23 protein-coding genes are annotated in these 24932 nt (G+C 71.4%); 19 read left to right on the top strand and 4 right to left on the bottom strand.

Annotated features, from left to right (window positions below):
* Positions 1-2 precede the first annotated feature (2 nt).
* From DK427_RS20720 to DK427_RS20675, 10 genes are all read left to right on the top strand, one after another.
* Positions 3-542, top strand: a complete 540-nt coding sequence (locus DK427_RS20720; RefSeq protein ID WP_109952997.1) for an endonuclease domain-containing protein — start codon at positions 3-5, stop codon at positions 540-542.
* Complete coding sequence (gene murB, locus DK427_RS20715; RefSeq protein ID WP_109952994.1) at positions 539-1471, top strand: UDP-N-acetylmuramate dehydrogenase; 933 nt, start codon at positions 539-541, stop codon at positions 1469-1471. The genes DK427_RS20720 and murB overlap by 4 nt, the downstream gene beginning before the upstream one ends.
* Before the next feature lie 34 nt (positions 1472-1505).
* On the top strand, positions 1506-1733 hold the full coding sequence (locus DK427_RS20710) for an AbrB/MazE/SpoVT family DNA-binding domain-containing protein (RefSeq protein WP_109952992.1): 228 nt from the start codon (positions 1506-1508) through the stop codon (positions 1731-1733).
* On the top strand, positions 1720-2073 hold the full coding sequence (locus DK427_RS20705; protein WP_109952989.1) for a type II toxin-antitoxin system PemK/MazF family toxin: 354 nt from the start codon (positions 1720-1722) through the stop codon (positions 2071-2073). The genes DK427_RS20710 and DK427_RS20705 overlap by 14 nt, the downstream gene beginning before the upstream one ends.
* Positions 2074-2108: 35 nt before the next feature.
* Positions 2109-3032 carry a D-alanine--D-alanine ligase gene (locus tag DK427_RS20700; RefSeq protein WP_109952987.1) on the top strand — a complete coding sequence of 308 codons (924 nt, stop codon included), beginning with the start codon at positions 2109-2111 and terminating at the stop codon, positions 3030-3032.
* Positions 2999-3925: a cell division protein FtsQ/DivIB gene (locus DK427_RS20695; protein WP_109952985.1), complete on the top strand. Its 927-nt coding sequence runs from the start codon at positions 2999-3001 to the stop codon at positions 3923-3925. Before DK427_RS20700 ends, DK427_RS20695 begins: the two co-directional genes overlap by 34 nt.
* Positions 3926-3987: 62 nt before the next feature.
* Positions 3988-5310 carry a cell division protein FtsA gene (gene ftsA, locus DK427_RS20690; RefSeq protein WP_109952982.1) on the top strand — a complete coding sequence of 441 codons (1323 nt, stop codon included), beginning with the start codon at positions 3988-3990 and terminating at the stop codon, positions 5308-5310.
* 97 nt (positions 5311-5407) lie between these two features.
* A complete protein-coding gene (gene ftsZ, locus DK427_RS20685) occupies positions 5408-7174 on the top strand; it encodes a cell division protein FtsZ (RefSeq protein WP_109952979.1) in 1767 nt (588 codons plus the stop codon).
* 393 nt (positions 7175-7567) lie between these two features.
* Complete coding sequence (lpxC, locus tag DK427_RS20680; protein ID WP_109952977.1) at positions 7568-8515, top strand: UDP-3-O-acyl-N-acetylglucosamine deacetylase; 948 nt, start codon at positions 7568-7570, stop codon at positions 8513-8515.
* Between the two features lie 230 nt (positions 8516-8745).
* Complete coding sequence (locus tag DK427_RS20675; protein WP_109952975.1) at positions 8746-9636, top strand: outer membrane protein assembly factor BamD; 891 nt, start codon at positions 8746-8748, stop codon at positions 9634-9636.
* Positions 9637-9675: 39 nt separating this feature from the next.
* On the opposite strand, the gene DK427_RS20670 is transcribed toward DK427_RS20675, so the two are convergent.
* Entirely contained in the window at positions 9676-11112 is a 1437-nt protein-coding gene (locus DK427_RS20670; protein WP_162559867.1) for a beta-1,6-N-acetylglucosaminyltransferase, read from the bottom strand.
* A 193-nt stretch (positions 11113-11305) separates the two neighbouring features.
* Between DK427_RS20670 and recN the strand changes: the two genes are divergently transcribed.
* The 3 genes from recN to DK427_RS20655 all read left to right on the top strand — a co-directional run bounded on the left by recN (position 11306) and on the right by DK427_RS20655 (position 14527).
* Positions 11306-12979 (top strand): DNA repair protein RecN, encoded by a 1674-nt coding sequence (gene recN, locus DK427_RS20665; protein WP_109952970.1) that lies wholly within the window; start codon positions 11306-11308, stop codon positions 12977-12979.
* Positions 12980-13000: 21 nt separating this feature from the next.
* Entirely contained in the window at positions 13001-14131 is a 1131-nt protein-coding gene (locus DK427_RS20660; protein ID WP_109952967.1) for a glycosyltransferase family 2 protein, read from the top strand.
* Between the two features lie 180 nt (positions 14132-14311).
* Positions 14312-14527, top strand: a complete 216-nt coding sequence (locus DK427_RS20655) for a hypothetical protein (RefSeq protein ID WP_204165205.1) — start codon at positions 14312-14314, stop codon at positions 14525-14527.
* 15 nt (positions 14528-14542) lie between these two features.
* Here DK427_RS20655 and DK427_RS20650 read toward each other — a convergent pair whose 3' ends face one another.
* Positions 14543-14788 carry a hypothetical protein gene (locus DK427_RS20650; protein ID WP_109952965.1) on the bottom strand — a complete coding sequence of 82 codons (246 nt, stop codon included), beginning with the start codon at positions 14786-14788 and terminating at the stop codon, positions 14543-14545.
* 284 nt (positions 14789-15072) lie between these two features.
* On the opposite strand from DK427_RS20650, the gene pstS reads away from it, so the two are divergent.
* The 6 genes from pstS to phoB all read left to right on the top strand — a co-directional run bounded on the left by pstS (position 15073) and on the right by phoB (position 20552).
* Complete coding sequence (gene pstS, locus DK427_RS20645; protein WP_109952962.1) at positions 15073-16116, top strand: phosphate ABC transporter substrate-binding protein PstS; 1044 nt, start codon at positions 15073-15075, stop codon at positions 16114-16116.
* Positions 16117-16318: 202 nt separating this feature from the next.
* Complete coding sequence (gene pstC / locus DK427_RS20640) at positions 16319-17296, top strand: phosphate ABC transporter permease subunit PstC (protein WP_109952960.1); 978 nt, start codon at positions 16319-16321, stop codon at positions 17294-17296.
* A gap of 11 nt (positions 17297-17307) precedes the next feature.
* Positions 17308-18213, top strand: a complete 906-nt coding sequence (pstA, locus tag DK427_RS20635) for a phosphate ABC transporter permease PstA (RefSeq protein ID WP_109952957.1) — start codon at positions 17308-17310, stop codon at positions 18211-18213.
* Positions 18214-18239: 26 nt separating this feature from the next.
* On the top strand, positions 18240-19070 hold the full coding sequence (gene pstB / locus DK427_RS20630) for a phosphate ABC transporter ATP-binding protein PstB (RefSeq protein WP_109952955.1): 831 nt from the start codon (positions 18240-18242) through the stop codon (positions 19068-19070).
* Positions 19071-19116: 46 nt separating this feature from the next.
* A complete protein-coding gene (gene phoU / locus DK427_RS20625) occupies positions 19117-19833 on the top strand; it encodes a phosphate signaling complex protein PhoU (RefSeq protein WP_109952952.1) in 717 nt (238 codons plus the stop codon).
* 17 nt (positions 19834-19850) lie between these two features.
* On the top strand, positions 19851-20552 hold the full coding sequence (gene phoB, locus DK427_RS20620) for a phosphate regulon transcriptional regulator PhoB (RefSeq protein WP_109952950.1): 702 nt from the start codon (positions 19851-19853) through the stop codon (positions 20550-20552).
* Between the two features lie 300 nt (positions 20553-20852).
* On the opposite strand, the gene DK427_RS20615 is transcribed toward phoB, so the two are convergent.
* Both DK427_RS20615 and DK427_RS20610 read right to left on the bottom strand, forming a co-directional pair.
* Positions 20853-23006: a protein-disulfide reductase DsbD domain-containing protein gene (locus DK427_RS20615; RefSeq protein WP_109952947.1), complete on the bottom strand. Its 2154-nt coding sequence runs from the start codon at positions 23004-23006 to the stop codon at positions 20853-20855.
* Between the two features lie 54 nt (positions 23007-23060).
* Complete coding sequence (locus DK427_RS20610; RefSeq protein WP_109952945.1) at positions 23061-24914, bottom strand: aminopeptidase P family protein; 1854 nt, start codon at positions 24912-24914, stop codon at positions 23061-23063.
* Positions 24915-24932 lie beyond the last annotated feature (18 nt).

Raw genomic sequence — 24932 nt, 5'->3', positions numbered from 1 at the left:
GGATGCGCGCGGGTCGGCCGGAACCGACCGCGTTTCGGCGCGGCCTCCGCGTGGCCCGGACCGAGGCCGAGCGGCGCCTTTGGTATCGCCTCAGGGATCGGCGCCTCGGCGGCTTCGAGGTCGTGCGGCAGGAAACGATCGGAAGCTACGTCGCCGGTCTCTGCTGCCGTGAGGCACGCTTGATCATCGAGGTTGACGGCAGCCCGCATGCCGAGAGCACGCATGATCAAGCTCGGGACGAACGGCTGACAGCGCGCGGCTATCGCATTCTGCGCTTCTGGAACGCCGAGGTCCTGAACAACACGCTCGGTGTCCTCGACACCATCCTGGCCGCGCTACCCCCATCTCCCCGCGTGCGGGGAGAGGGATGCGACGACCTTGTCGTCGGCGCGGCGAGCCCGAAGGGCGAAGGTGAGGGGGCGGCTTCGGAGGAGACTCGACCGGAGCCGCCCCCTCACCCTCGGCTGCCGCCTCGATGCGACGACGACAGGGTCGTCGCATCCCTCTCCCCGTGGGCGGGGAGAGGGGAGATCCCCGCATGACCACACAGCTCCACGATTCCATCCGCGCTGCCGCACCGGACCTGCGCGGGCGCCTGCTGGCGAACCAGCCGCTGGCCGACCTCACGTGGTTCCGCGTCGGCGGCCCGGCCGAGGTGCTGTTCACGCCCGCGGACGAGGAGGATCTCGCCCGCCTGCTCGCCGCCCTCGACCCGGCGGTACCCGTCACCGTGATCGGTCTCGGCTCGAACCTGATCGTGCGCGACGGCGGTGTGCCGGGCGTGGTGGTGCGCCTCGGCGGCCGGGCCTTCGGCGGGATCGACATCGACGGCGACACGCTGCGCGTCGGCACCGCGGTGCCCGACATGCGGCTCGCCAAGGCGGCGGCCGAGGCCGGACTCGATGGGCTCGCCTTCTTCCGGGGCATCCCGGGCTCGGTCGGCGGCGCGTTGCGCATGAACGCGGGCGCGCATGGCGGCGAGACCACCGACGTGTTGGTCGAGGCTCGCGGCATCGACCGCCGGGGCAACCTCCGCAGCTTCACCCACGCCGAGATGGGCTTCACCTACCGCCACAGCGCCGCGCCCGAGGACGTGATCTTCACGAGCGCCCTGTTCCGCGGGCGTCTCGGCGACCGGGCCGCGATCGAGGCCGAGATGGAGCGGGTCACCGCCGCGCGCGAGGCCGCCCAGCCGATCCGCGAGCGCACCGGCGGCTCGACCTTCAAGAACCCGCCCGGGGCCAAGGCCTGGCAGCTCGTGGATCAGGCCGGCTGCCGCGGGCTCGCGGTCGGCGGCGCGCAGGTCTCGGAGATGCACTGCAATTTCCTGATCAACCGCGACAACGCCACGGCGGCCGACATCGAAGGCTTGGGGGAAGAGGTCCGCCGCCGGGTGCGCGAGACCTCCGGCGTCGAGCTGCACTGGGAGATCAAGCGGATCGGCATCGACGCCCCGAGCGGTAAGGCGTAAGACGTAAGGAGCGCTCAACCGCGAGGGTTTTTCGATGAGCGGGACGGCGAAGGCCTACTCGAAGGTATCGGTGAAGAGCCAGACCGTGATCCCCGCGGAGGTGCGCGAGCGCCTGGACCTCCGCCCGGGCGATCGGCTCCGCTATCTGCTCACGCCGCGCGGCGTCCTTATCGAGAAGGCGCCGCCCGAGGGCGAGGATCCGCTGGTCGCCTTCACCGAGTGGGCCGGCCCGATCGACGAAGAAGACTATGCCGACCTCTGAGCCCACGCTCGGCGCCGGGGCCGTCGTGATCATCCCGTTTCCCTACGCGGATCGGTTGGCGGAGAAGCGGCGACCCGCTGTGGTGATCTCGAACGCATCCGTCGCGGCGGCGGGCTTCGTCTGGATCGCCATGATCACGAGCGCGCGCAACGCGCCGATGGCGGACGACCTGCCGATCGCCGACCTGGCCCGCGCCGGGCTTGCCAAGCCCTCGGTGGTGCGCCCGCTCAAGATCGCCTGCATCGACGGCGCGCGGGTTCTCCGACGCGCCGGCGACCTCGATTCCGCCGCCGCCGAGCGGCTGTTCGACCGCGTCCGATCGCTGATCGGCCGCTCCTGAGACCCTATCCGAGAACCCGAGCCCGAGGTGCCCCCATGCCCAAGCACGTCGCCGTCCTCATGGGAGGCACCTCCAGCGAGCGCGTCATCTCGCTCAAGACCGGCACCGCCTGCGCGGACGCGCTGGAGGGCGAGGGCTACCGGGTGACCCGCGTCGACGTCGGGGCCGACGTCGCGGCGGTGCTGGCCGACCTCCGGCCCGACGCCGCCTTCAACGCGCTGCACGGCCCGGCTGGCGAGGACGGCACGATCCAGGGCCTCCTGGAGATCCTGAAGATCCCCTACACGCATTCCGGCGTGCTCGCCTCGGCGCTCGCCATGCACAAGGAGCGTGCCAAAGTGGTCATGCGGGCGGCCGGGGTTTCCGTGCCGGAGGGCCGCGTCGTTAACCGTCACGTGGCCGCGAAGTCACACCCTTTGCCGCCTCCCTACGTCGTGAAGCCGGTCTCGGAGGGCTCCTCGGTCGGTGTCATCATAGTGCGCGACGGGCGCTCGCACCCGCCCCAGATCCTGGCCTCGGAGGAGTGGACCTACGGCGAGGAAGTCCTTGCGGAGACTTACGTTGCGGGCCGCGAGCTGACCTGCGCGGTGATGGGCGACCGGGCGCTCGGCGTCATCGAGATCAAGCCCGCATCGGGCGAGTGGTACGACTTCGACGCCAAGTACGCCGAGGGTGGCTCGATCCACGTCCTGCCCGCGGAGCTTAAACCAAATGTTTACCAGCGTGTCCAAGAGTTGGCGTTAACGGCGCATCAAGCACTGGGCTGCCGGGGCGTCAGCCGTGCGGACCTTCGCTACGACGATACACCGGGAGGCACCGGTGCCCTCGTCGTGCTCGAGGTCAACACGCAACCCGGCATGACCCAGACGAGCCTTGTGCCGGAGTTGGCGGCCCATGCGGGCTACGGATTCGGTGAGCTCGTCCGATGGATGGTGGAGGACGCTTCTCTGGGCCGCTGAGCCCCGCCGGCCCCGCCCAAGGGCCGGTCTCGCGGCTGGCCGCCCGTCTCCTGCGCCGCTCACCCTTCCGCAGCCTCCGCCCGAAGACACCGATCGAGCACCGGCTGCCCCGCTTCGTCGGCGCGGTCGGCCTCTCCGCCGCCTGCGCGGGCCTCGCGCTCGCCGGCTTCGTGGCGAGCGGGCGCTACGACGCCTTCGTGGTCGAGCAGGGCCGCCCCCTCGACATCGCCGCGCGGCTCGCCGGCTTCGGCGTCGAGCGCGTCACCATCTCGGGCATCTCGCGGATGTACGAGCGCGAGGTCCTGGCGGCCGCCGGGATCGACTGGCGCAGCTCCTTGCCCTTCCTGGACGTTGCGGAGGTGCGCGAGAAGCTCCTGCGTGTGCCGCTCATCGCCCAGGCCTCGGTCCGCAAGATCTACCCGAACGAGGTCGTGATCAACCAGGTCGAGCGCGAGCCCGCCGCCCTCTGGCAGAAGAACGGCGAGGTCAGCGTCATCGCCGCCGACGGCACCGTGATCGACACGATGCGGGACGACCGCTACGCCAGCCTGCCGCTCGTCGTGGGCGAGGGCGCCAACGACAAGCTCAGCGAGTATCTCGGCCTGATCGCGGCGGCCGGCTCCCTCGGCGAGCGCGTTCGGGCCGGCACCTACGTCTCGGGCCGGCGCTGGACCCTGAAGCTCGACGGCGTCGACGTCCGCCTGCCCGAGGCCGACCCGGCCGCGGCGCTCGCCCGCCTCGTCGCCCTGCAGCGCAGCGAGCGGCTCCTCGACAAGGACATCATCGCGGTCGATCTCCGGATGCCGGACCGCGTCGTGGTCCGCCTGACCGAGGAGGCCGCCGCCGCCCGCGCCGAGGCGCAGAAGAAGACGAAGAAGGGAACGGCCTCGTGAGCGCGCCCTCCCTCTCCCGCCTCTGCCCCGCCCCCGTTCTCACCGTCGCCCGGTAGCGTTCGATGCACAGCCAGCACGGCCTCACGCCCCGACTGAAGCCGCTCTCCGCGCGCCGCGCCGCGACGCTCTCGGTGCTGGATATCGGCACCAGCAAGGTCGTCTGCCTCATCGCGGAGCTGCAGCCCGCCGAGGCGATGTCGACGCTCAAGGGCCGCACCCATCTCGCCCGCATCATCGGCATCGGCCACCAGCGCTCGCTCGGGCTGAAGGGCGGCGCCATCGTGGATCTCGAGGCCGCCGAGGGCGCGATCCGCCAGGCCGTGCACGCGGCCGAGCGGATGGCCAAGGTCGAGGTCCAGTCGGTCATCGTGAACATGTCGGGCGGGCGCCTCGCCTCGCAGCACTTCCAGGCCCGGGTGAACGTCCGCACCGGCACGGTGACGGGCTCCGACGTCGAGCGCGTGCTGGAGACCGCGAGCGCCCACGGCGTCAGCCCGGGCCGGGCCGTGCTCCACGCCCTGCCGACCGGCTACGCGCTGGACGGCCAGGGCGCGGTGATCGACCCCTCCGGCATGATCGGCGAGGCGCTCGGCGTCGACCTCCACGTCGTCACCGCGGAGGCCGCCGCCGCCCGCAACGTGATGCTGGCGGTCGAGCACTGCCATCTCGGCGTCGAGGCGGTGATCGCCACGCCCTACGCGGCCGGCCTCTCGGCGCTCGTGGACGACGAGGCCGAGATGGGCGTCTGCGTCATCGACATGGGCGGCGGCACCACGAGCTTCGGCGTCTTCCAGGGCGGCCACCTCGTCCACACGGACGCGGTCGCGGTCGGCGGCCACCACGTCACCATGGACATCGCCCGCGGTCTCTCGACCCGGGTCGCGGCGGCCGAGCGGCTGAAGACGCTCTACGGCTCGGCCATCGCGACGCCGTCGGACGAGCGCGACATGATCGCGGTCCACGGCGTCGGCGAGGACGAGGGCGACGTGCCCGCCCACGTGCCGCGCTCGCAGCTCGTGCGGATCATCAAGCCGCGCGTCGAGGAGGTGGTGGAGCTGGTGCGCGACCGTCTGCGCGGGGCGGGCTTCGCCGCCCAGGCCGGACGGCGGGTCGTGCTCACGGGCGGGGCCAGCCAGCTCGTCGGCATGCCCGAGGTGGCGCGCCGGGTGATGCAGGGCCAGGTCCGGATCGGCCGCCCGCTCGGCATCCGCGGCCTGCCCGAGGCCGCCAAGGGCCCGGCCTTCTCGGCCGCGGTCGGCCTGCTGGTCTACCCGCAGGTCGCCCATGCCGAGCACTTCGAGCCGCGCGGGCACAGCGCCTTCGCGCGGACAGGCACCGACGGCTATTTCGGCCGCCTGTTCGGCTGGATCGCCAGCGGCTTCTGAGCTTTCGGCGCTCCGCCCCGGCGGGCCGCCAGAGAACGAGAAAACATCAGGCGTCTAGGCGCCCCGGCAATTCCAGGTTCACGAGAGGCTCGACACCATGGCCATTTCCCTCCAGGCCCCCGACATCCGCGAACTCAAGCCCCGCATCACCGTGTTCGGCGTCGGCGGCGCGGGCGGCAACGCCGTCAACAACATGATCGAGTCCGGGCTTCTCGGCTGCGAGTTCGTGGTCGCCAACACGGATGCCCAGGCGCTCACCTCCTCGAAGGCCGAGCGCGTGATCCAGATGGGCCTCGGCGTGACGCAGGGCCTCGGCGCCGGCTCGCACCCGGAGGTCGGCTCGGCCGCCGCCGACGAGGTGATCGACGAGATCCGCGACCAGCTGTCCGGCGCACACATGTGCTTCATCACCGCCGGCATGGGCGGCGGCACCGGCACGGGCGCCGCGCCCGTCATCGCCCGCGCGGCGCGCGACATGGGCATCCTGACGGTCGGCGTGGTGACGAAGCCCTTCCAGTTCGAGGGCATGCGCCGGATGCGCACGGCCGAGGCCGGCATCCAGGAGCTTCAGGCCTCCGTCGACACGCTCATCGTGATCCCGAACCAGAACCTGTTCCGGGTCGCCAACGAGAAGACCACCTTCGCCGACGCCTTCGCGATGGCCGACCAAGTGCTCTACTCGGGCGTGGCCTGCATCACCGACCTGATGGTGAAGGAGGGCCTGATCAACCTCGACTTCGCGGACGTGCGGGCGATCATGCGCGGCATGGGCAAGGCCATGATGGGCACCGGCGAGGCGAGCGGAGAGAAGCGCGCCAACCGCGCCGCCGAGGCCGCGATCGCCAACCCGCTCCTCGACGACGTCTCGATGAAGGGCGCCCGCGGCCTGCTGATCTCGATCACCGGCGGCTCGGACCTCACCCTCTACGAGCTCGACGAGGCCGCCACCCGCATCCGCGAGGAGGTCGATCAGGACGCCAACATCATCCTGGGCGCCACCTTCGACGAGAGCCTCGACGGCATCATCCGGGTCTCGGTCGTCGCCACCGGCATCGAGCCGGCGCTGATCTCGGCGAACTCGCCCAACAACCCGGCCATCGCCGAGACCGAGCAGCGCATCGCCGAGGTCGCCGAGCGCCTGCGCTCCGAGGCCCGCTCGCGCGCCGCCGCGGTCCACAGCGCCGCCACCCAGGCGCCGCCCGCGATCCGCACCGAGGCTCCGGCCCCGATCGCCCAGGCTCCGGTGGCGCACGCCCCCGTCGCGATGCCGGTCGCCCCCGCGCCGCAGCCCGAGCCCGCGCCGGTCATGCGCGACGACGTCGTGCTGACCCAGGCAGCGCCGCGGGCCGCCGCGGCCTTCGTACCGCAGCCGGCCGCCGCGCCGCAGCAGCCCGAGCTGCCGCAGCACCATGCCGGCCCGTTCGTGCCGCCGCGGCCCGCCGCGCCGGCCACGGCCCCGCTCGCTCGCGCACCCCGCATGCCGCAGATCCACGAGCTGCCGCAGATCGCCCAGAACCAGATCATGGCGAGCCGCACCGAGCAGCCCGCGGCGGAGCCCGCCGACGCCAAGCGCACCTCGCTGCTGCGCCGCCTCGCCACGGTCGGCTTCGGCGGCCGCCGCGAGGAGGAGCCCGCTCCGGCCCCGCGCGCCGCGGCGCCCCAGGCTCCGGTGCCGGCGCCGCGTGTCCAGGCCCCGCACGGACATCAGGCCCCGCAGGGCCATCACATGCCGCAGCCCCAGGCCCCGGCCTACCGCGCCCCGCAGGGCAACCTCGATGCCCAGGGGCGGACCACGCCGCCGGCCCGGATGATGGACGACGACCATCTGGAGATCCCGGCCTTCCTGCGTCGGCAGGCGAACTGATCGGCGGCCCCACGAGGGGCCTCCCATCCGCCAAACGGAACGCGCGCCCGCGGCCCGAAAGGGTCCGCGGGCGCGCGCATGCCGGCCGGTGATGCACCCGCGTCACATTGCGGCGCGCGTTTTTAACCGATGTTAACCATCGATTAACTGATTGATGGGCCAGCTACTTTTCCAAATTGCGGCAGAAGCGTGACTGTAACAGACGGTAAGAATCCGTGATTTGGCCGGCCAATCCGGCGTGGCTATAGAAAAATCCGGAACGACGAACGGGGCCGCACCGGCGCGAGCCGACAGCGACCTCAGGGGCACCAAGCAGCGGACGGATCGAACGATGACGGGCTCCTCGCGATAGGCGGGGGGATCCGGCGGCGGGTCACGGCCGAGGGCTCAGGAATGCGAACGAACCAACAGACAACCCTCAAGGGCCCGGTGACGCTCAACGGCGTCGGTGTCCATTCCGGCAACCCTGCCGAGATCACCCTCCGGCCGGCGCCGGCCAACCACGGTATCGCCTTCCTCCGTACCGGGATGCCCTCGGGCAACGACCGGCTGATCAAAGCCCACCACGCCTGCGTCTCCGCCACCGAGCTCTGCACCGTCATCGGCGACGTCGACTCGGGCGCGGTCGCCACCATCGAGCACCTGATGTCCGCCCTGTTCGGCTTAGGGGTCGATAATGCCCTGGTCGAGATCGACGGGCCCGAGATGCCGATCCTCGACGGCAGCGCGCTCCCCTTCGTCACCGCGATCGATCAGGTCGGCCTCACGGGCTGCGGCGCCCCGCGCCGCTGGATCAAGGTTCTGCGCCCCGTGCGCATCGAGAACGGCAAGGCCTTCGCGGAGCTGCGCCCGATCGACCGGGGTTTCCGCCTCGACGTCGAGATCGATTTCGAGAACCCCGTCATCGGCCGCAGCCGCAAGGCGATGGATCTCAGCCCCGCCGCCTACCGCCGCGAGATCGCGGGCGCCCGAACCTTCGGCATGATGAAGGACGTGCAGCGCTATTGGAAGGCCGGCTTCGCGCTCGGCGCCTCCCTGGAGAACACCGTGGCGGTCGGCGACACCGACGTGGTGAACCCCGAGGGCCTGCGCTTCCCCGACGAGTTCGTCCGCCACAAGATCCTCGACGCGGTCGGCGACCTCGCGCTGGCCGGCCTTCCCCTCCAGGGTGCGTACCGCTCCTATTGCGGCGGCCACCGCATGAATGTCGGCGTCCTCCACGCCCTCTTCGCCGACCGCGCCAACTACGCCATCATCGAGGCCGTCGGCACCCGCCGCGAGACCGCTCTGGCCGAGTTCGGCGTCGGACTGGGCTTCGCTGCCTTCGCGGGCGAGCTCTGATCTCACCCCAATCCGTTGCCGGCAGGCCACAGACGCGCGCCGATCGCGCGAGACCCGGTCCTGCCGCTTTCGCGCCCGAATCGAAGGTCACGGTGAATCATCCGTGACGGACTCCGACCTCCGGCTTGCCCGCCAAGCCCGGATGGACGAGACCCGCTCGGCACAGATCGTGTGAAGGCTGGATGGTCCGCGTCGAAGACGGACCCGCCTGTTCGGGGAAAGTATCGCAGATGCGCCTCACCACTCGGAACCGCGGCCGGGCGATGCCCGTGCTCGTGACCGCGCCCGTGATCGTCCTGGCCCTCGGTCTCGGCGGCTGCGACTTCGACCCGACCGGCCTCTTCGCCGAGAAGTACAAGCCCGAAGTCATCCAGGACACCCCGGCGGACAAGCTCTACAGCGAAGGCTTGGCCAAGCTCGAGGACAGCGACTACGAGGGCGCGGTCAAGAAGTTCGACGCGCTCGACAAGCAGTATTCCTACTCCGACTGGTCCCGGAAGGCGCTGCTGATGACGGCCTTCTCGAACTACCAGGGCGCGAAGTACGACGACGCGATCAACGCCTCGCGGCGCTATCTGCAGCGCCACCCGGCCAGCAAGGACGCGGCCTACGCCCAGTACCTGATGGCGATGTCGCACTACAAGCAGATCCCGGACGTGACCCGCGACCAGGACCGCTCCGAGAAGGCGCTGGCCGCGCTCCAGGAACTGGTGCAGCGCTATCCCACCTCGGAGTACAGCGCCGACGCCAAGGCCAAGATCCAGATCACCCGCGATCAGCTCGCCGGCAAGGAGATGGATGTCGGCCGCTACTACCTGGAGAAGCGCAACTTCCCGGCGGCGATCAACCGCTTCCGCGACGTGGTAGCCAAGTACCAGACCACCCGCCACGCCGAGGAGGCCCTGATGCGCCTGACGGAGGCCTACATGGCGCTCGGCATCACGGCAGAGGCCCAGAACTCGGCGGCCGTGCTCGGCCACAACTTCCCGGACAGCCCCTGGTACAAGGACGCCCACGCGCTGCTGGCGAACGGCGGGCTGCAGCCGCGCGAGGAGAAGTCCTCGTTCCTCAGCAAGATCTACAGCTCGGTGATCGGCCGCAAGACCGCATCGGCAGAGTGAGCCTCCCTCTCCTAGAGGACGCTGTGACGGCCGGCCGGATCAGGCCGGCCGTTTGCGCTTGAGGAGCCGGCGCAGGCTCCAGGCGAGGCTGCGCCCGCGCGCCGCCGCCTCCTGCCGCGCCGCGGCGAGACCCCGGACGGGCTCGCGTGCGCGCACCGCTCCCAGGCCCTCGGCCACCCGGATATAGGCCTCGATCACGCGCACGAGGCCGATGACCCCGCCATCCCCGGGCCGGGTCCAGAAGCCGCGCGCCGGGTCCTCCTCCACCAAGATCTCCCGGCGAAAGTCGAATTCGGGGACGCGGATCCGCAAAAGCGGGGCCGGGCGGCCGTGGCGGAGGCGCGGCACGAAGTCGATCGCCGGGCTCTCGGCCTCCAGCAGCAGCACCCGGAAGTGCCGGAGATCCTGCGAGAGGATGCGTACGTCGATGCCGTCCGGGATCCGTGCCGTGCGGAAGCGTAGGCTGAAAGACGGGTTGCGCAGGCCGAAGCGCAGGTTCGGCAGGTCGGCCTGCACGCCGCGCCCGCGCCGCACCACCCGGCTTGCCACGCGCCGCGCCAGCGCGGTCCCCTCGGGGTCCGGCGCCTCCGCGGACGGTTCCGGCGGGGCGCCGATCACCGCGGTCAGGTCGGCCTCGCTCAAGGAGGCCCAGCCTTCGAGCGCGGCCGCGACCTCCGGCGGCAGGCACGCAGGGCGCTTGCGGATGAAGAGCCGGTCGCCCGCCCGCGCCGCGCGGAAATCCTCGGCCCGGAAGGTCATGTCGGGATTGCCGGATATGTGCGGCCAGGCCACGAAGGTGGTCTCGCGCGTCTCGATCCGGCCGCCTTCTCCGCCATCGGCGGAGAGCAGCGTCTGGAGCATGTTCTCGTCCGGGTGGACCGCCGCCCTGAGCCGCGCCGCCTCCGGTGCCGTGCGGGCAGCGTCGCGGAGATAGGCGCAGGCCTGACGCGAGAGGATGTACCAGTTGCTGCCGTGCCGGAGGCGGGCGAGAAACTCCGGATCAGGCGCCGCCGGCACGATCCCGAAACTGCCGATCCCAGGAAGCTCGCGGTACTCCATGCTGAAGCGATGGGCGATGTCGGCCTGGGAGACGGGGTTCATCGCGCCGAAGGGCGTCGCGTCGACGTAGGAGACGCCCGGCTCCAGAGCCGCCGCGAGGCCGGCCTCGTCCCGCAGGCGGCAATGCTGCTCGCTCAGGACCACGAGGTGCGACCAGTCGGAGCCGGAGGCCAGCGCCCGATCCATCGCCTCCAGGGTCGTGGCGACCTGCGAGTAGCCGGCCCAGGCATAGTGCCGGCTCGGCAGCACCACGACGTTCGGAAAGGCCTCTCCCAACCGCCGCACCGTCTCGTGCAGGGCAGCGGGCGCCTTCGCGTCCACGTGGTAGAGGAGCAGGTGCTCCGGCCGGTGGAGCGTGCGGAACTGGTCGCGGACGCAGGCGACCGAGGCGTGGCAGGTGATGAAGTAGGCCGTCATGCTCCCCGTCGGCCTCGCGGATCCGGTACCGGGGCGGTTACGGCCCGGCCGCCAGCCTTCTAGCGGCGGCGGCACCGTCCGGTCCATCCGCGGACCCGAGCCACGCGGGGCGGCGTCGATTTTTCCGCGTGAAGTCCGGCGCGCTTCCGTCTAGATCACGCGCGATACCAGATTGGAGAGACCGGACAGACGCATGCTCGCGCAGCTTGCGATCCGCGACATCGTTCTGATCGACAAGCTCGAGCTGAACTTTCGCGACGGACTGAGCGTCCTCACCGGGGAGACGGGTGCGGGCAAGTCGATCCTGCTCGACGCCTTCGCGCTGGCGCTGGGCGGGCGCGGCGACGGGCGCCTCGTGCGTCACGGGGAGAGCCAGGGCGCGGTCACCGCGGTGTTCGACATCGGGCTCGACCACCCGGCCCGTCGGGTCGCGGCCGAGGCCGAGATCGACACCGAGGGCGACCTGATCCTGCGCCGCACCCAGATGGCGGACGGGCGCACCCGCGCCTTCGTCAACGACCAGCCGGTGGGCGTGCAGGTGCTGCGGGCAATCGGCGCGGCGCTCGTGGAGATCCACGGCCAGCACGACGACCGGGCGCTCTCGGACGCGGCCACGCACCGCGCCATCCTGGACGCCTTCGGCGGCCTCCAGGGCCCGCTCGCGGCGGTCGCCGAGGCGGCCCGGCGCGTGCGCGGCGCGCGGAGCGCCCTCGAGAGCCACCGCGCCCGCGTCGAGGCGGCCCGCAAGGAGGTCGATTTCCTGCGCCACGCCGTCGAGGAACTGGCCGAACTCGACCCGAAGCCCGGCGAGGAGGCCCACCTCGCCGAGCGCCGCACGGTGATGCAGCAGAGCGAGAAGGTCGCCCGCGACCTGAACGAGGCTCTGGAGGCGGTCGGCGGCTCGCATTCCGGCGTGCCGCACCTCTCCGCCGCCATCCGCAAGCTGGAGCGCCGCGCCGCGCAGCTGCCGGCGCTGGTCGACCCTTGCATCGCGGCAATCGACGCCGCGCTGACCGCGCTCGACGAGGCGCGCGCGGTGCTCGACGCGGCGGTCTCCGAGACAGAGTTCGACCCGCGCGAATTGGAGCGGGTGGAGGAGCGCCTGTTCGCGCTGCGCGCGGCGTCGCGCAAGTACAACGTGCCCGCCGACGACCTCGCCGCGCTGCGCGAGCGCCACGTCGCGGACGTCGCGGCGATCGACGCGGGCGAGGAGGCGCTATCCGGGCTGGAACAGGCGCTGGCCGAGGCCGACGCGCTCTACGTGAAGGCCGCCGAGAAGCTCTCCGCCGGCCGGCGGCGGGCCGCCAAGCAGCTTGACGCGGCCGTGAAGGCCGAGCTGCCGCCGCTGAAGCTGGAGCGCGCCCGCTTCATCACCGAGATCACCTCGGACCCGGAGGCGCGCGACCCTGCCGGCAGCGAGCGGGTCGAGTTCTGGGCGCAGACCAATCCGGGCACGCGCCCCGGCCCGATGATGAAGGTGGCCTCGGGCGGCGAACTCTCCCGCTTCATGCTGGCCCTCAAGGTGGTGCTCGCCGACAAGGGCTCCGCCCCGACCCTGATCTTCGACGAGATCGATACCGGCGTCGGCGGCGCGGTGGCGGACGCCATCGGGGCGCGCCTCGCCCGGCTCTCTGCCACCGTGCAGGTGGTCTGCGTCACCCACGCGCCGCAGGTCGCCGCGCGGGCGCAGACCCACTTCCTGATCGCCAAGGCGCCGGTGAAGGGCAGCGACCGGGTCGCCACCCGCGTGACCACGCTGCCCGCCGAGGCCCGCCGGGAGGAGATCGCCCGGATGCTCGCGGGCGCCAGCGTCACCGACGAGGCGCGCGCCGCCGCGGTCAGCCTGCTCCAGGCGGCGGGCGGGTAGGGCCCCGGACCGGCCACGGGCATGCCGCGCCTCAGGGACACCTACTTCTACCTGCTGGAGAACCCCGGACAGCGCACCTTCGAGGCCTGCTGGCAGCTCTTCGACCACCGGACGCCCACCTTCGTGCGCCCCGTCTACGAGGCCGCGCGGCGTTTCCGCTTCGCGACCGAGGCCCACGCCTACAAGGACTGGCTGAGCCACGGGCGGGCGCTCGGCCTGCCCTACGCGCCGGGCCGGGACACGCTCCTGAAGATCATCCTGAAGGTCAAGGACGAGCCGGAGCTTCTAGCGCGCTGGATCGCCTACCACGCGGGCATCGTCGGGCACCACAACCTCATCATCATGGATTGCGGCTCGACCGATCCGGAGCACCTGCACGTCCTCGAGGCGTACAGGGACCGGATCCTGATCGTCGGCTACGAGCGATACTACGACACGCTCCACGACACGGTGGAGAACGCGGCCTTCTACCACCTGATCGAGAAGAACTGCCGCTACGTCGCCGTGCTCGATGCGGACGAGTTCCTGTTCGCCCGCCGCGCCGGCACGATTGGTCCGGACAACGTCCTGCCGCTGCTGCGTGAGGGCGACGAGGGCGTCCATGCCGGAACGTGGTTCCCGAACGTCGCGGCGCCGGAGGAGGGGCAGGACGGGCCGGACTGGACGCGGCCGATCCGGTTCGAGATGTCGGCGGAGTCCATCCATCACGGCACCGTCGCGGGCAAGGCGATCGTCCGCTCGGACCTAGCCCGAGCGGTGGGGCATGTCGGGCACAACCTCCATGTGCCGGAGGTGGCCGCCCAGATGCGACCGGGTTCCTTCGGCCGGCTCGGCGTGCTGCACGTCTCGCGCCTCGGCCGGCGAGCGACCCGGGCGAGGGTGCTGAAGCATCTGCACGCCCGCGGTCTGGTGTCCCGGACGATCACCGAGGAGGATGCGGTCGCGCACCACCTCGCGCAGCGCCTCGCGGAGGGCGGCTACGATGCCGGTGCCCGGCACTACGCCGAGCTGTATCTCGGCGCGGGCAGTCCGGCGGCCGAGCCGGAGGAGGCCTTCGGCACGGCCCTGATCGGCGGGGCGCGCTCGGAGCCGAACCCCGATCTCGACCGTGCGATCGCGCGCTTCGACTTCACGCCGTTCCTGCCGCGCTGATCGGCAAGACTGCAACACCCGGGACGAATGTCGAGCCGGCCGCAACCGGGGCCGTCGGGGCGCGTCATGCTTAACGTGAGGTCAAGGTTTACCGATCATTAAGCGTGTTTACCGATCCTCCAAGAACGGCCGCCAGCCCGGCGGCGATACCGGGCGTTGTGTCTCTCGGGAGGGGTCAGGATGAGCCGAGCCGCGATCGAAACGAAACACGACGGGTCCGTCGCACCCTTCTGCGAGGCCGTCGACGCCGCGCAGAGCGTCGACACCCAGCATCTCGGCCTCACGCTCCGCTCGCTCTACGAGGGCAGCGTCGACAAGCAGCCGATCCCCGACACGCAGATCGACCTGATCCTGCGCCTGCGCAGCAAGGAGCGGGCGCTGCGCCGCGCCAGCTGAAGGCCCAACCCGGCGCTACCAGCGCCGGGCGCCAGGACCGCGCTTGTACTCGGCGGCGCGGATCATCGTCATCACGCGGTCGAGATTTGCCAGGAGCGCAGCCTCCTCGTCCCGGGCGCGCTCAGCCTCCTCCGTGTCGCCGCTGAAGCGCTGTCGGGCCTGGGCGAGGGACAGCGCGCGCTCCAGACGCTCCCGCTCCGCGTGCAGGGCCAGGAAGGCATCGTCCGCGTCGGCGGTCTGGTCGGGCAGAACGGTGCCCACGTCGTTGCACTCCCATCCTCGGGCGGCCCACATGGCGCCGCAGACCCAGGGAGAACGCGCGACCGTGCCGAAGCGTGCCAACTGTGGGTCGCGGGCCAGCGCCGGGCGTCCCGAGCGGTCGCTGTCATCCGCCTGTCACGTGCGTGTCATACCGCCGCATCGGCCGGGCCATAAGCGCTGTGGCGGCCGGAACTTCCGGCCGATCGCGGGAATGGCACGGGATCCGGAGACGCCCCGAGCCACATGTACCCGGCGGCCATGATCTGGCGGCAACGGAGATTCACGTGAAGCCTTTCACCTACGCGCTCGCCCTGGGGCTGGCCACGGCCCAGCTCATCCTGCCGGCCCGCGCCGCCGACATCACCGGCGCCGGTGCCACCTTCCCGTTCCCGGTCTACTCGAAGTGGGCCGAAGCCTACCGCAAGGAGACCGGCAACGGTCTGAACTACCAGTCGATCGGCTCCGGCGGCGGCATCAAGCAGATCCAGGCCAAGACGGTCGATTTCGGCGCCACCGACGCGCCGCTGAAGGGCGCAGCCCTCGAGAAGGACGGCCTCGTCCAGTTCCCGACCGTGATGGGTGGCGTCGTCACCGTAGTGAACATCGCGGGGCTGGAGCCGGGCAAGCTCAAGCTCACGGGTGAACTCGTCGCCGACATCTACGCCGGCAAGATCACCAAGTGGTCGGATCCGAAGATCGCCGCGCTCAACGAGGGCCTGAAGCTCCCCGACGCGACCATCACCCCGGTCTACCGCTCCGACGCCTCGGGCACGACCAACATCTTCACCACCTACCTCTCCCAGGTCTCCGAGCCCTGGAAGAAGGAGTACGGCGCGGCGACCACGATCTCCTGGCCGGCCGGCCAGGGCGGCAAGGGCAACGAGGGCGTCACCGCCACCGTCAAGCAGGTTCCGAACGCCATCGGCTACGTCGAGTCGGCCTACGCCAAGCAGAACAAGCTCAGCCACACGCTGATCCAGAACAAGGCCGGCAAGTACCCGCAGCCGGACGACAAGGCGTTCCAGGCCGCCGCCGCCAGCGCCGACTGGAAGGCCCAGCCCGGCTTCGGCATCTCGCTGACCAACCAGGCCGGCGACGAGGCGTGGCCGATCACCGCCGCGACCTTCATCCTCGTGCACAAGGACGCGGCCGACGCGGCCAAGTCCGCCGAGGTGCTGAAGTTCTTCAACTGGGCCTACAAGAACGGGGACAAGATGGCCTCCGAGCTCGACTACGTGCCGCTGCCGGACAACGTGGTCGCCCAGATCCACGAGGAGTGGAAGCAGGTGAAGGGCAAGGACGGCAAGCCGGTCCTCGGCAGCATGTAAGCCGGACATCCGGTCCGCCGACATCGAGAGGGGCCGGGGCGGCACCGCCGTCCCGGCCCGAGCTCCGGCCGCCGCCCGGTCCGATACCGGGCGGCTCCGGCACCGCCCCCGGGATCGGGGAGCGATGCGCGCAACCGATGGTCCGCCCTCGCGCCGGTCGCCTCCGCGCGCTAAACGCCCAACCCGGTGAAGAGAACCGCGGATGACCACCTTGACCGATCAGATCGCGCTGGCCGACACACGCGGCGTCGCGCGCCGCCAGGGCCCGAGCCGGGGTGGTGACGCCGTCTTCCGCGGCGCCGCCTACGCCTCCGCCCTGCTGGTGCTGCTGGTGCTGGCCGGTATCCTGGGCTCGATCCTCTACGGCGGCTGGCCCGCCTTCCGGGAATTCGGCTTCGGCTTCCTCACCTCCAGCGCCTGGAACATCGGCACCGAGCAGTACGGCGCCCTGGTCGCGGTGATCGGCACGCTCGCCTCGGCGCTGCTGGCCCTCGTCATCGGCGTGCCGATCTCGCTCGGCATCGCGATCTACCTGACGCAGCTCTGTCCCGGCTGGGCGAGGAAGCCCGTCGGCATGACGATCGAGCTGCTCGCGGCGGTGCCCAGCATCATCTACGGCATGTGGGGCCTGTTCATCTTCGCGCCACTCTTCGCCCGCTTCGTGCAGGTGCCGGTCTCGAACCTCGTCGAGGGCATGCCGCTCGTCGGCACGCTGTTCTACGCCCGCGTCCCCTCCGGCGTCGGCATCCTCACCGCGGGCATCATCCTGGCGATCATGATCGTGCCCTTCGTGGCCTCGATCGCCCGCGACATGCTCGACCAGATCCCGACCATCCTGCGCGAGAGCGCCTACGGCATCGGCTGCACCACCTGGGAGGTCGTGCGCCACGTGCTGGTCCCGCAGGCCTCGGTCTCGATCATCGGCGCGATCATGCTGGGGCTGGGCCGCGCACTCGGCGAGACGATGGCGGTGACCTTCGTGATCGGCAACGCCAACCGGCTCTCCGCCTCGATCTTCGATCCGGGCTCGACCATCGCGTCGCGCATCGCCAACGAGTTCAACGAGGCGGACGGCATGCAGCTCAACGCCCTGATGGCGCTCGGCTGCATCCTCTTCGTCATCACCTTCATCGTCCTCATCGTCGCCCGCCTGCTGACGCGGCGCGCCAAGGTCGCCTGAGGAGGCAAGCTGTGGACGCCGCCAACACCCTCGCCGCGCCGCCCGCCGGCACGGTCCCGCCGAAGCGCGCCAGCCGCGTGCGCGCCTCGCGCCGCACCGCCGACCGCAGCTTGCGCATCGCCTGCACCCTCGCGACCCTGCTCGGCGCGATCGTGCTCGGCTCGATCCTGCTCATGCTGATCGTCGAGGGCCTGAAGGGCCTCTCGCCGACGCTGCTGACCCAGCCGACACCGGGCCCCGGCAGCGAGGGCGGCGGCATCGCCAACGCGATCCTCGGCAGCCTCGTGATGACCTTCATCGGCATCCTGATCGCGACGCCGATCGGCGTGATGGCCGGGACCTACCTCGCCGAGTACGGCCGCGGCTCGAAGCTCGCGGACGTGATCCGCTTCCTCAACGACATCCTGCTCTCGGCGCCCTCGATCCTGATCGGCCTGTTCGTCTACACCCTGATGGTGCGGCCGATGGGGACCTATTCGGGCTGGGCCGGCGCGGTGGCGCTCGCCATCATCGCCACGCCCGTCATCGTGCGCACCACCGAGGACATGATGCGCCTCGTGCCGGGCACGCTCCGCGAGGCGGGCGCGGCGCTCGGCGCGCCCGCCTCGATCGTCATCCGCAGTGTGACCTGGCGGGCGGCGTCCGCCGGCATCGTCACCGGCATCATCCTGGCGCTCGCCCGCATCGCCGGCGAGACCGCGCCGCTCCTCTTCACCGCGCTCAACAACAACAGCTGGTTCAACGCCAACCTGATGGGCGGCGTCGCGAACCTGCCGGTGATGATCTACCAGTTCGCGCTCTCGCCCTATCCCAACTGGCAGCAGCTCGCCTGGGCCGGCGCGCTCCTCATCACCGTGACCATCCTGGCCCTGTCGGTGATCGCCCGCGTGGTGATCAAGCCGCAGCGCGCCCGCTGAGACGCCGAGTTCGAAGGACCGATCCCATGAGCAACGCCGCAGCGATCGCCGCCGAAGAGTCCGTGACCCAGCCCGCCGCCCGCGCCAAGGCCGATGCGGGGGCACCCGTCCGGATCGCCGTGAAGGACCTGAACTTCTACTACGGCCAGTTCCACGGCCTGAAGAACATCAACCTGAACTTCCACGACCGGCAGGTGACCGCGCTGATCGGCCCCTCGGGCTGCGGCAAGTCCACGCTGCTGCGCACCTTCAACCGGATCTACAGCCTCTATCCGGAGCAGCGCGCGGAAGGGCAGATCCTGCTCGACGGCGAGAACATCCTCGACCCGAGGATCGACCTGAACGAGCTGCGCTCGCGCGTCGGCATGGTGTTCCAAAAGCCGACGCCCTTCCCGATGTCGATCTACGACAACGTCGCCTTCGGCATGCGCCTCTACGAGAAGCTGCCGAAGTCCGAACTCGATGCCCGGGTCGAGTCGGCGCTCCGCAAGGCCGCGCTCTGGGACGAGGTGAAGGACAAGCTCAAGCAGTCCGGCATGGGCCTGTCCGGCGGCCAGCAGCAGCGCCTCTGCATCGCCCGCACGGTGGCCCAGCGCCCGGAAGTCATCCTGTTCGACGAGCCGACCTCGGCCCTCGACCCGATCTCGACGGGCCGCATCGAGGAGCTGATCGAGCAGCTGCGCGACGAGTTCACCATCGCCATCGTCACGCACAACATGCAGCAGGCGGCCCGCATCTCGCAGTTCACCGCCTTCATGTACCTCGGCGAGCTCGTCGAGTTCGGCCAGACCAACCGCATCTTCATGAACCCGGAGAAGCGGCAGACGCAGGACTACATCACCGGCCGCTTCGGCTGAGCCTCGGCCTGCCTCACGCCCGATCTCCCGTCCCGAGGACACCGCCATGCCCGGTCACATCGTCAGCTCCTACGACGCCGATCTGGAGAACCTGCGCCGCTCGATCTCCGAGATGGGCGGCATCGCCGAGAAGATGGTGACCGAGGCGACCGACGCGCTCGTGCGCCGCGACGCGACGCTCGCGCAGGCCGTGATCGCGGCCGACAAGCGGCTCGACACGCTCCAGCACGAGATCGAGGAGCGCTCGGTCCTCCTCATCGCCAAGCGCCAGCCGCTGGCCATCGACCTGCGCGAGACGATCTCGGCGATCCGCGTCTCGGGCGACCTGGAGCGGATCGGGGATCTGGCCAAGAACGTCGCCAAGCGCGTGGTGGCGATCAGCGACCAGGCGGTCGGCCAGAAGATCATCCTGGGCGTGCAGCACATGAGCGACCTCGCGGAAGGCCAGCTCAAGGACGTGCTCGACGCCTACGGCAGCCGCGACGTGAAGGCCGCGCAGGACGTCTGGGAGCGCGACGGCGAGATCGACGCGCTCTACAACTCGCTGTTCCGCGAGCTCCTGACCTACATGATGGAAGATCCGCGCAACATCTCGTTCTGCACGCACCTGCTGTTCTGCGCCAAGAACGTCGAGCGCATCGGCGACCACACCACCAACATCGCCGAGACGATCCAGTACCTCGCCACCGGCGAGACGCCGACCGGCGACCGGCCGAAGAACGACGCCTCGAACTACGCCACCGTCACGCCCGGACAGGGCTGAGTATCCAGAGTCCCCGCATGCGCACGCGTATCCTGATCGTCGAGGACGAGGAGGCGCTGACCACGCTCCTGCGCTACAACCTCGAGGCCGAGGGTTTCGAGGTCGATGCGGCGGCGCGCGGCGACGAGGCCGAGCTGAAGCTCGCCGAGCAGCAGCCCGACCTGATCCTGCTCGACTGGATGCTGCCCGGCCTCTCGGGGATCGAGCTGTGCCGCCGGGTCCGGGCGCGGCGCGAGACCGAGCGCCTGCCGATCATCATGCTGACCGCCCGGGGCGAGGAGGGCGACCGCATCCGCGGCCTCGGCACGGGCGCGGACGACTACATCGTCAAGCCGTTCTCGGTGCCGGAGCTGCTCGCCCGGGTGCGCGCGCTCCTGCGCCGGGCCAAGCCCGCCCACGTCGCCGACCTCCTGGCGGCGGGCGACATCGAGCTCGACCGGGTGAGCCACCGCATCCGCCGCAGCGGGCACGAGATCCATCTCGGACCCACCGAGTTCAAGCTGCTCGAGTTCCTGATGCAGAGCCCCGGTCGGGTCTTCTCGCGGGAGCAGCTCCTCGACGGGGTCTGGGGCCACGACGTCTACATCGACGAGCGCACGGTCGACGTGCATGTCGGCCGCCTGCGCAAGGCCCTCAACCGCCCGCGCCAGCCCGACCCGATCCGCACCGTGCGGGGTTCGGGTTACGCCTTCGACGAGACGTTTTCCGCTGAGGCGTGAGGGCGTTCCGGTAGATCCTCTTCATCCACCCGCGGCTCTCCCTCTCCCCGCGCGCGGGGAGACGCCTGTCTGCACCCTGTCGTGCAGACAGGAAGCGGAGGCGAAGCCGCAGCGGCGGTGAGGGGGCTTAAACGGAAGAGGCTGTGCCTGAGCCGCCCCCTCACCATCGGGTCGATCCCTCCGGGATCGATGCGCCGCCTCGCTTCGACGACGACAGGGTCGCCGAAGCCCTCTCCCCGCACGGCGGGGAGAGGGATGCGCGGGATCCAGACGGATGACCGACCGGTGTATGAACGCCCCTCAGCCCCTCCCTGATACGCCCTCCGCCGCGCTTCGCTCGGGTCCGACCCGTTCCAGCCAGCCGAGCACGCCGCCCTCGGTCAGGATCTGCGGCAGCACGTGCGGCTCGGCCCGGCCGGTGTAGAGCAGGTAGAGCGGCACGCCGCTGCGGCCGTGCCGCTCCAGCAGGCGGGTGATCTCGGGGTTCTGGTTGGTCCAGTCGCCCTTGAGGTAGGCCACACCCCGCGCACGCATCGCGGCGCGGACCGCCCCGGTCGAGAGCGCGATGCGCTCGTTGACCTGGCAGGTGATGCACCACGCCGCCGTCATGTTCACGAAGACCGGCCGTCCTTCGGCGAGCAGCGCGTCGAGGCGGCCCTGCGAGAAGGGCTCGACGCCCTCCGCCCGCATCTCGGCGGCCGCGGTGGCGCGGTCCTGCCCGAGCGTCAGGCCGATCGCCGCGGCGCCGATCACCGCCAGCACGGCGAGGCCGCGGGCGGCGCGGGCCGGGAGCGCCGCACTGTCGCGCCCGCGCTCCCAGGCCCAGGCCGCGAAGCCCACGAGGACGAGGCCGAACAGGGCCGCGAGCAGGCCCTGCGGCCCGACCTGCTGGGCCAGCACCCAGACGAGCCAGGCCACGGTGGCGTAGACCGGGAAGGCGAGCGCCTGCTTCAGCACGTCCATCCAGGCGCCCGGCCGCGGCATCAGGCGGAGCGCGGCCGGCCAAAGGGTGAGTAGGAGGAAGGGCAGGGCGAGGCCGAGCCCGAGGCTCGCGAAGACGAGGAGCGCGGCAGGCGCCGACTGGGTCAGCGCGAAGCCGACCGCCGTGCCCATGAAGGGCGCGGTGCAGGGCGTCGCCACCACGGTCGCCAGCACGCCGGTGAAGAACGAGCCCTCGAGCCCCGCGCGCCGGGTCAGGCGATCGCCGATCCCGGCGACGCGGCCGCCGAGATGCACCGCCCCCGACAGGCTGAGGCCCATCGCCAGGAGCAGGTAGGCCAGCGCCGCCACGAAGACCGGCGATTGGAGTTGGAAGCCCCAGCCGAGCCCGGCGCCCCCGCCCTTCAGGACGATCAGCAGGCCGGCGAGCAGGAGGAAGCTCGCCAGGACTCCCGCCGTGTAGGCGAGCCCGTGCAGACGCACGCGCTCGGGCCGCTCGCCCGCGTGCTTCACCAGCCCCAGCACCTTGATCGAGAGGACCGGGAAGACGCAGGGCATCAGGTTGAGGACGAGGCCGCCGAGGAAGGCCAGCAGCGCGGCGGCCAGCAGCGTCGGCGCCTCGTCGCCGGAGACGGTCGGCGTCGCCGGTGCGGCACCCGCGGGGATCTGGCTCGGCGCGGGCGGGGGCGCCTCCTCGCCGATCGCCAACGCGCGGCGCACCGGGCCGCTGCCCGTATCCTGCTCGATCGTCAGCACGCCCGGCAGCGTCGCGGGGGCGGGCTCGGCCGGGTTGGCGCGGGTGAGGGTGATATGGATGCCGCTCGCATCGACCGCGAGCGCCTGCTCGGCGGCGTTGTCGAGCGCGGTCTCCGAGTAGGGGAAGAAGGCCGCCTTGCCGACGGTCTCGGGGCGCAGGCCCGCCGCGTCGAGGTTCAGCACGAGGCTATCGCCCTCGCGCGACAGCCGCGCCGGCCAGGGGGAGGGGACCGGCAGGGCCTCGCGGGCGCGGGCGAAGAGGTCGCGGGCTCCAGGATCGGGCACGGCCTCGCGCGCCACCGACAGCGTCAGGGCGAGGTCGGCGGCGCCCGGCACGCACTCGGTCTCGCAGACGAGGTAGCTGAGCTTGGCGGCGAGCCGCACCGGGCTCGCCGGGTCGAGGCTCGGCGGCGGAGTCACGGGGACGAGCAGCACCGCCTCGCCCTCGTAGCCGTAGTTCATCAGCGTCGCGACCGGGATGCGCTCCGGCGCCGGCCAGCGGATCGGCCCGGCCGAGAAGCCCGCGGGCAGGGTCCAGATCACCTCCGGCGGCAGGCCGGAATCGCCGGGATTGCGCCAGTAGACGTGCCAGCCGGGCTTCATCGCCATGCGGACGGCGAGCCAGAAGGTCTCGCCCGCCCGCACGCCCGCGGGCTCGGCCACGAGGCTCGCTCGGACGAGGTCCTTGGGCGCCTTCAGCCCCTGGGCGAGGGTGGACGACGAGACCAGGAGGACGAGGAGGGCGAGGAGCCGGATCATGCGCTGGTCTCTAGCATGAGCGGCGCGCCCGCGGGCGTCCCCGCGTCGTCGCGGTCAGGCGGCGGGCGCCTCGGAGGTCCCCTCAGAGGGAGCCAGCGGCGCCGTCGCCCGGTCGAGCCAGGCGCGGGCCTCCGCGTCGAGGTACGGGGACAGGGTCTCGCGGACGCGCGCGTGGTAGGCGTCGATCCAGGCGACCTCGGCGGCGTCGAGGAGATCCGCGTCGATCAGGCGCCGGTCGTAGGGGGCCAGCGTCAGCGTCTCGAAGCCGAGCATCGGCCGCTCGCCGCCCGCGATCTCGCGCGGCTCCACGAGGACGAGGTTCTCGATCCGGATGCCATAGGCGCCGGCCCGGTAATAGCCCGGCTCGTTCGAGAGGATCATGCCGGCCTCCAGCGCCACGGTGCCGGTCTTGGCGATGCGCTGCGGACCCTCGTGCACCGAGAGGAAGCTGCCGACGCCGTGACCGGTGCCGTGGTCGAAATCGAGCCCGGCCTGCCAGAGCGGGAGGCGGGCGAATGCATCGATCTGCGCGCCGGTCGTGCCCTTCGGGAAAACCGCGCGGCTGATCGCGACGTGGCCCTTGAGCACGCGGGTGAAGCGATCGCGCATCTCAGGCGTCGGTTCGCCCACCGCCACCGTGCGGGTGATGTCGGTGGTGCCGTCCGGGTACTGCGCGCCCGAATCGATCAGGAACAGCTCGCCCGGATTCACGGCCCGGTCGGTCGCCCGCGTCACGCGGTAGTGAACGATCGCGCCGTTCGGGCCGGAGCCCGAGATGGTCGGGAAGGAGACGTCGCGCAGATCCCCTCCGGCCGCGCGAAACGCCTCCAGCGCCTCGACGGCGGCGATCTCGGTGAGGCCGCCCGCCGCCGCCCGCGCGTCGAGCCAGGCGAGGAAGCGCACCACGCTCGCCCCATCGCGGCGGTGGGCGGCGCGGGCGCCCGCGATCTCGGTCGGGTTCTTCACCGCCTTCATGGCGGTGACCGGATCGCGCCCGACATCGGCCGTGCCGCCCGCGGCCTCGATGCGGCTGCGCAATGCCGCGGCGGCCGTTGCCGCGTCGAGGCGCACCCGAACCGAGCCGAGGCCCGCCAGCGCGTCCTCGAAGGCCGCGCGCGGCTCGATCTCGGCGAGCGGCGTCAGGGCCTCGCGCAGGGCGGGATCGATCCGCGGTGAGGTCAGGAACAGGCGAGCCGCGCCCTCCCGCGGCACGATCGCGTAGCCGAGCGCGAGCGGCGTGTGGCCGACATCCGCACCGCGCAGGTTGAAGGTCCAGGCGAGGTTGTGAGGGTCCGAGATCACGAGGACGTCGCAGCGCGCGCCCTCCAGCTCGGTCCGGATGCGGGCGAGCTTGGTCGCCGTCTGCTCGCCCGCCTGGGCGATCGGGTGCGGCACCACGGGACCGGCCGGCGGCTTCGGCCGGCCGGCCCAGGCGAGGTCGACCGGGTTCTGGGCCAAGGCCTTCAGGCTGGCGCCGGCCCGCTCGGCGGCGCGCTCCAGGCGGGCGACGCCGTCCGGCGTGTGCAGCCAGGGATCGTAGCCCAGCACGGCGCCGGATGTCAGATTCCGGCCGATCCAGGCCTCGACGCTGTGCTCGGCGAGCGGCACCACGGTGACGGTGGCGGGATCGACCTGCTCGGGCGCCTGCAGGGTGTAGCGGCCGTCGACCACGAGGCCGACCTGGTCGGCGAGCACGACGGCCGTTCCGGCCGAGCCGGTGAAGCCGGTGAGCCAGGCGAGCCGCTCGGCATTGGCCGGCACGTACTCGGACTGGTGCTCGTCGGCGCGGGGCACCACGAACCCGTCCACGCCCGCCTCGCGCAGGGCGGCGCGGAGCGCGGCGACCCGTTCGGGGCCCTTTCGGTGGCTCGGATCGTCGAAGGTCTGGAAACGGCGGCGCTCGCTCATGCGCCCAGTATGGCCGCC

It is taken from the genome of Methylobacterium radiodurans (genome assembly GCF_003173735.1).
Lineage (GTDB): Bacteria > Pseudomonadota > Alphaproteobacteria > Rhizobiales > Beijerinckiaceae > Methylobacterium > Methylobacterium radiodurans.
Note: the sequence above shows the minus strand (reverse complement) of the source record. Positions and strands in the feature narration are given on the sequence as shown.

Bases quoted from the DNA above. Each gene is read 5' to 3' on its own strand.
- DK427_RS20720 (WP_109952997.1), top strand. From the start codon at position 3: ATGCGCGCGGGTCGGCCGGAACCGACCGCGTTTCGGCGCGGCCTCCGC.
- murB (WP_109952994.1), top strand. From the start codon at position 539: ATGACCACACAGCTCCACGATTCCATCCGCGCTGCCGCACCGGACCTG.
- DK427_RS20710 (WP_109952992.1), top strand. From the start codon at position 1,506: ATGAGCGGGACGGCGAAGGCCTACTCGAAGGTATCGGTGAAGAGCCAG.
- DK427_RS20705 (WP_109952989.1), top strand. From the start codon at position 1,720: ATGCCGACCTCTGAGCCCACGCTCGGCGCCGGGGCCGTCGTGATCATC.
- DK427_RS20700 (WP_109952987.1), top strand. From the start codon at position 2,109: ATGCCCAAGCACGTCGCCGTCCTCATGGGAGGCACCTCCAGCGAGCGC.
- DK427_RS20695 (WP_109952985.1), top strand. From the start codon at position 2,999: ATGGATGGTGGAGGACGCTTCTCTGGGCCGCTGAGCCCCGCCGGCCCC.
- ftsA (WP_109952982.1), top strand. From the start codon at position 3,988: ATGCACAGCCAGCACGGCCTCACGCCCCGACTGAAGCCGCTCTCCGCG.
- ftsZ (WP_109952979.1), top strand. From the start codon at position 5,408: ATGGCCATTTCCCTCCAGGCCCCCGACATCCGCGAACTCAAGCCCCGC.
- lpxC (WP_109952977.1), top strand. From the start codon at position 7,568: ATGCGAACGAACCAACAGACAACCCTCAAGGGCCCGGTGACGCTCAAC.
- DK427_RS20675 (WP_109952975.1), top strand. From the start codon at position 8,746: ATGCGCCTCACCACTCGGAACCGCGGCCGGGCGATGCCCGTGCTCGTG.
- DK427_RS20670 (WP_162559867.1), bottom strand. From the start codon at position 11,112: ATGACGGCCTACTTCATCACCTGCCACGCCTCGGTCGCCTGCGTCCGC.
- recN (WP_109952970.1), top strand. From the start codon at position 11,306: ATGCTCGCGCAGCTTGCGATCCGCGACATCGTTCTGATCGACAAGCTC.
- DK427_RS20660 (WP_109952967.1), top strand. From the start codon at position 13,001: ATGCCGCGCCTCAGGGACACCTACTTCTACCTGCTGGAGAACCCCGGA.
- DK427_RS20655 (WP_204165205.1), top strand. From the start codon at position 14,312: ATGAGCCGAGCCGCGATCGAAACGAAACACGACGGGTCCGTCGCACCC.
- pstC (WP_109952960.1), top strand. From the start codon at position 16,319: ATGACCACCTTGACCGATCAGATCGCGCTGGCCGACACACGCGGCGTC.
- pstB (WP_109952955.1), top strand. From the start codon at position 18,240: ATGAGCAACGCCGCAGCGATCGCCGCCGAAGAGTCCGTGACCCAGCCC.
- phoU (WP_109952952.1), top strand. From the start codon at position 19,117: ATGCCCGGTCACATCGTCAGCTCCTACGACGCCGATCTGGAGAACCTG.
- phoB (WP_109952950.1), top strand. From the start codon at position 19,851: ATGCGCACGCGTATCCTGATCGTCGAGGACGAGGAGGCGCTGACCACG.
- DK427_RS20615 (WP_109952947.1), bottom strand. From the start codon at position 23,006: ATGATCCGGCTCCTCGCCCTCCTCGTCCTCCTGGTCTCGTCGTCCACC.
- DK427_RS20610 (WP_109952945.1), bottom strand. From the start codon at position 24,914: ATGAGCGAGCGCCGCCGTTTCCAGACCTTCGACGATCCGAGCCACCGA.